The 4,764-nt window shown below is 72.1% G+C and carries 4 protein-coding genes; 3 read left to right on the forward strand and 1 reads right to left on the reverse strand.

The genetic code is table 11. The features are described 5' to 3' along the window. Positions 1-127 precede the first annotated feature (127 nt). Complete coding sequence (locus ACFWGJ_RS42025; protein ID WP_387334226.1) at positions 128-886, reverse strand: hypothetical protein; 759 nt, start codon at positions 884-886, stop codon at positions 128-130. A gap of 228 nt (positions 887-1,114) precedes the next feature. On the opposite strand from ACFWGJ_RS42025, the gene ACFWGJ_RS42030 reads away from it, so the two are divergent. From ACFWGJ_RS42030 to ACFWGJ_RS42040, 3 genes are read left to right on the forward strand one after another with little or no spacing between them, the layout of a single operon-like run. Continuing rightward, positions 1,115-2,485: a magnesium transporter MgtE N-terminal domain-containing protein gene (locus ACFWGJ_RS42030; RefSeq protein WP_387334227.1), complete on the forward strand. Its 1,371-nt coding sequence runs from the start codon at positions 1,115-1,117 to the stop codon at positions 2,483-2,485. Continuing rightward, complete coding sequence (locus ACFWGJ_RS42035) at positions 2,475-3,131, forward strand: DUF1003 domain-containing protein (protein WP_387334228.1); 657 nt, start codon at positions 2,475-2,477, stop codon at positions 3,129-3,131. Before ACFWGJ_RS42030 ends, ACFWGJ_RS42035 begins: the two co-directional genes overlap by 11 nt. 43 nt (positions 3,132-3,174) lie before the next feature. Further along, the gene (locus ACFWGJ_RS42040) at positions 3,175-4,308 is read left to right on the forward strand and encodes an Mrp/NBP35 family ATP-binding protein (protein WP_387334229.1); all 1,134 of its coding nucleotides are present in this window, start codon (positions 3,175-3,177) and stop codon (positions 4,306-4,308) included. Positions 4,309-4,764: the final 456 nt, after the last annotated feature.

Consider the following 4,764-nt stretch of genomic DNA (forward strand, 5'->3'; position numbering starts at 1 on the left):
CGCAGTTCCCCGCGCCCCTGAAAGACGGGGCTGCGCCCCGGTCTTTTGCCTGTCAGGGGCGCGGGGAACGGCGCGAGCAACCCCCACCGGCCCGCAGACGGTGAGGGACGGTCGTGGGTGGTCGGGGTCAGGACGACGGGAGTTGCTGGCCGTAGTCGACCGTGTCCGCCTTGTCCGGGGCCTTCAGGGCGAAGTCGCGGCCCCAGTCCGTCAGACGGATCGTGCCCGCGTCCCCGGCCCGGACCAGGAGCAGTGGATACGGCTTCCCTTCCAGGGAGACGTCGATCCGCCCCCCGGACCCCTTGTCACCGGTGAGCCGGATCGTACGGACGCCGTTGAATTCATGGTGCCCGTCCGTCGCCAGCTCGCCCTGCAAGGACAGCAGCCCGTCCAGCAGCACGTCCTTGTCGGTGAAGACGCTGAGCTGCTGGTACGCGGGGTCCCCCTTGGGCACCTTCACGTACATGCCCTCAAGCTTCCCCGCCGCGGCCGTGTCCGACGTACTGTCGTCGCTCTTGCCGTCCTGGTGGGTCCAGAAGTCCGCGTCGGCCTTGATGAACAGGTGCTCGTCCACCCGCAGCAGGCGGAAGGTGACACCGTCCGAGGTCACCGACCCCGTACCGCCGCCCTTCTTGAGCTGCATGTCCAGCTTGTAGGTGCGTTTGTTGCTGACCACGGCCCCGGACAGCCGTACCGTCCCGGCGGCCTCCGCGGCCGACTGCGTTCTGCTCTGGATCTTCGCGGGAGGAAGTTTCCCGACCCCGTTCGTCCCCGCGTCCGGGTCCTCACCGCCGCACCCCGTCACCCCTGCCCCCGCCACGAAGAGCGCGCACACGGTTCTCGCCAGCGCGGCCTTACGGGTTCGTCCACGGGGGTTCGCAGTCACAGGTGGCGCTGCCTCTCGTGCGGTTGTCCTCAACGGCGTACCGCAGCGTACCGGGGTCCGCTACGCCACTCGGAGTCAGTCCGTCCGCACCGCTCACCAGGGCGTATCCGACCGGGACGGGCTAGCCTGAAGCCCACCCGAGCGGACATGACACTCCATAACACCCGAAGCCCAGCACGTACACCACAGCCCGTACATCGAAGCCCGTACGCAGAAGGAGGCGCCCGGATGGCGGCAGGCGCCCCCAGGATCTTCGTCTCGCACCTCTCCGGCATCGCCGTGTTCGACCCCAACGGCGACCAGGTGGGACGCGTGCGCGACCTCGTCGCCATGCTGCGCGTGGGACGCCGGCCCCCGCGCCTGCTCGGCCTCGTCGTCGAACTGTCCACCCGGCGCCGCATCTTCCTGCCCATGACCCGGGTGACGGGCATCGAGTCGGGCCAGGTCATCACCACCGGCGTACTGAACGTCCGCCGGTTCGAACAGCGCCCCACCGAACGGCTCGTGCTCGGCGAGCTCCTGGACCGGCGCGTCACCCTCGTGGAGAGCGGCGAGGCGCCCGAGACGGTCACCGTCCTGGACATCGCCATCCAGCAGCTGCCCGCGCGCCGCGACTGGGAGATCGACCGGGTCTTCGTACGGAAGGGGCGGACCGGCGGCGCGTTCCGGCGGGCCAAGGGCGAGACGCTGACCGTCGAGTGGTCGGCGGTCACCGGGTTCTCGCTGGAGGAGCACGGCCAGGGCGCCGAGAACCTGCTCGCCACCTTCGAACAGCTGCGCCCCGCCGACCTCGCGAACGTCCTGCACCATCTGTCCGCGAAGCGGCGTGCCGAGGTCGCGGCGGCCCTGGACGACGACCGGCTCGCCGACGTCCTGGAGGAGCTCCCCGAGGACGACCAGATCGAGATCCTCGGCAAGCTCAAGGAGGAGCGCGCCGCCGACGTCCTGGAGGCCATGGACCCCGACGACGCGGCCGACCTCCTCGGCGAGCTGCCGGAGGACGACAAGGAGCGGCTGCTCGCGCTGATGCGCCCGGACGACGCGGCGGACGTACGGCGGCTGATGGCGTACGAGGAACGCACCGCGGGCGGTCTGATGACGACCGAGCCGATCGTGCTGCGGCCCGACGCGACCGTCGCGGACGCCCTCGCCCGGGTGCGCAACGCCGACCTCTCCCCCGCGCTGGCCGCCCAGGTGTACGTGTGCCGCCCGCCGGACGAGACCCCGACCGGCAAGTACCTCGGCACGGTCCACTTCCAGCGGCTCCTGCGCGATCCGCCGTACACGCTGGTGGGCTCGATCATCGACGACGACCTGCGACCGCTCGACCCGGAGGCCGTGCTGCCCGTGGTGGCCGGCTTCTTCGCCACGTACGACATGGTCGCGGCGCCCGTCGTCGACGAGAGCGGTTCGCTGCTCGGCGCGGTCACCGTGGACGACGTCCTCGACCACATGCTGCCCGAGGACTGGCGGGAGAGGGAGTTCCACTCGGACGAGGAGGCGATGGGGTCCGGCGGCGAACCGGCAGCCACCGCGACTGCCGGCGCGGCTGCCGGCGGCGGGCACACGGGCGCCGAGGAGGCCGCTGATGGCTCCTGAGCGCGAGACGCGGGAACGGGCCGCCGCCGGGGCGGGCGCCCCCGCGCGGCCCCGTCTGCGGCTCGACCAGCCGCAGCCGCCGCGGCGCCGGTTCCTGCCCGAGTACGACCCGGAGGCCTTCGGACGGCTCTCCGAGCGGATCGCACGCTTTCTGGGCACGGGCCGGTTCATCGTCTGGATGACGTTCGTCATCATTCTGTGGGTGGTGTGGAACGTGTCCGCGCCGCGTGATCTGCGCTTCGACAACTACCCGTTCATCTTCCTCACCCTGATGCTCTCGCTCCAGGCCTCGTACGCCGCTCCGCTGATCCTCCTCGCGCAGAACCGGCAGGACGACCGCGACAAGGTCAACCTCGAACAGGACCGCAAGCAGAACGAGCGGTCCATCGCGGACACCGAATATCTGACCCGGGAGATCGCCGCGCTGCGCGTGGGCCTCGGTGAGGTCGCCACCCGGGACTGGATCCGCTCCGAGCTGGAGGACCTGGTCAAGGAGCTGGACGAACGGCGCCGCGAGGGTGACGGGGACGGGCCCGGCGACCGGCTCATCGACCGCTCCGGCAACCGGTCGGGCGACCGGCCCGGCGCCCGGCGTGGCGTATTCCCGGCAGAACACCCCCGGGGACGTGACGTAGACGACCGGTGACGGGGCTTACCGGCCCCCGGGCCGGGCGCCGTACCATCGACCCATGGCTACGGAAGACGCGGTGCGTGAAGCACTGTCGACGGTGAACGACCCCGAGATCCAGCGACCCATCACCGAGCTGGGGATGGTCAAATCGGTGGAGATCGGCGCGGACGGTTCGGTCGCGGTCGCGGTGTACCTGACCGTCTCCGGGTGCCCCATGCGCGACACCATCACGAAGAACGTCACCGAGGCGGTCGCGCGCGTCGAGGGCGTCACGCGCGTCGACGTCACGCTGGACGTGATGAGCGACGAGCAGCGCAAGGACCTGGCGTCCGCGCTGCGCGGCGGCCAGGCCGAGCGCGAGGTGCCCTTCGCCAAGCCGGGCTCCCTCACGCGCGTGTACGCGGTCGCCTCCGGCAAGGGCGGCGTCGGCAAGTCGTCCGTGACGGTCAACCTCGCGGCGGCGATGGCCGCGGACGGGCTGAAGGTCGGTGTCGTCGACGCCGACATCTACGGCCACTCCGTGCCGCGCATGCTCGGCGCCGACGGCAGTCCGACCCAGGTCGAGAACATGATCATGCCGCCGTCGGCGAACGGTGTGAAGGTCATCTCGATCGGCATGTTCACCCCGGGCAACGCGCCGGTCGTCTGGCGCGGCCCGATGCTCCACCGCGCGCTGCAGCAGTTCCTCGCGGACGTGTACTGGGGCGACCTGGACGTGCTGCTCCTGGACCTGCCGCCGGGTACGGGCGACATCGCGATCTCGGTCGCGCAGCTCGTCCCGAACGCGGAGATCCTGGTCGTGACGACCCCCCAGCAGGCCGCGGCGGAGGTCGCCGAGCGGGCCGGGTCGATCGCCGTGCAGACCCACCAGAAGATCGTCGGCGTGGTCGAGAACATGGCGGGCATGCCGTGCCCCCACTGCGACGAGATGGTCGACATCTTCGGCACGGGGGGTGGGCAGTCGGTGGCCGACGGTCTGACGCGGACCACCGGGGCCACCGTGCCGGTGCTCGGCTCGATTCCGATCGACGTGCGGCTGCGCGAGGGGGGCGACGACGGCCGGCCGGTCGTCCTGACGGACCCGGACTCGCCGGCGGGCTCGGCGCTGCGGGCGATCGCGGGCAAGCTCGGTGGCCGCCAGCGGGGCTTGTCGGGCATGTCCTTGGGCATCACCCCGCGGAACAAGTTCTAACCCTGCGAGCGCTCCCGCGGGGTTCTGCGGATTGTGGGGTGCGGGCCGGTGGGGGCCGGCCGCGCAGTTCCCCGCGCCCCTGAAAAGCGGGGCTGCGCCCCGGGCCGGACCGTCGGGTGCGGGCCCGGTGGGGGTTGCTCGCGCCGTTCCCCGCGCCCCTCAAAACCCGGGGCTGCGCCCCGGGCCGGACCGTCGGGTGCGCGCCCGGTGGGGGTTGCTCGCGCCGTTCCCCGCGCCCCTCAAAACCCGGGGCTGCGCCCCGGGCCGGACCGTCGGGTGCGCGCCCGGTGGGGGGTGCTCGCGCCGTTCCCCGCGCCCCTCAAAACCCGGGGCTGCGCCCCGGGCCGGACCGTCGGGTGCGCGCCCGGTGGGGGTTGCTCGCGCCGTTCCCCGCGCCCCTGAAAAGCGGGGCTGCGCCCCGGGCCGGACCGTCGGGTGCGCGCCCGGTGGGGGTTG

The sequence above is a fragment of the Streptomyces sp. NPDC060205 genome (assembly GCF_042728395.1).
Taxonomy (GTDB): Bacteria; Actinomycetota; Actinomycetes; order Streptomycetales; family Streptomycetaceae; genus Streptomyces.